The 616-nt window shown below is 48.1% G+C and carries 1 protein-coding gene; it reads left to right on the forward strand.

The genetic code is table 11. The features are described from left to right. A partial coding sequence (locus R7093_RS26320; protein ID WP_318147160.1) for an anaerobic C4-dicarboxylate transporter family protein occupies positions 1-616 on the forward strand: 616 nt, incomplete at both ends.

Raw genomic sequence — 616 nt, forward strand, 5'->3', positions numbered from 1 at the left:
GGCGACGTTGCATTGAAAAACGGCATTCGTCCTGAGCGTCCAATGGCGGCGGCTTCTGTCGCTTCTCAAATCGCAATCACAGCCTCACCAATTTCAGCGGCCGTGGTTTACTACTTAGCGCAACTCTCTGATATTCAGCACGAGATCACTCTGCTTTCTATTTTGCTCGTTACGGTTCCAGCAACACTATTCGGTACGTTGCTAATGTCACTTTACAGCATCAAACGCGGTAAAGAACTGGAAGACGATGAAGAATACCAAGAGCGTTTGAAAGATCCTGTGTGGCGTGAAAAGATCCTCAACACAACTGCAACGTCTCTTGACGAAGTGCTACCAACAAGTGCTCGCAACTCTGTGTTGCTGTTCATCGCTTCTATCTTGGTTATCGTCGTTATCGCGATGTGGCCAGACATTCGTACTATTGTGGATGGCGCGAAGCCAATTAGCATGGCCGTTGTCATTCAAATGATGATGCTCTGCTTCGGCGGTATCATTCTTCTTGCAACCAAAACTGACCCGCGTGACGTGCCAAACGGTGTGGTATTCAAATCGGGTATGGTGGCGGCAATTGCTATCTTCGGTATCGCATGGATGTCTGATACTTACTTCCAATACG

It is taken from the genome of Vibrio sp. 1580 (assembly GCF_033340055.1).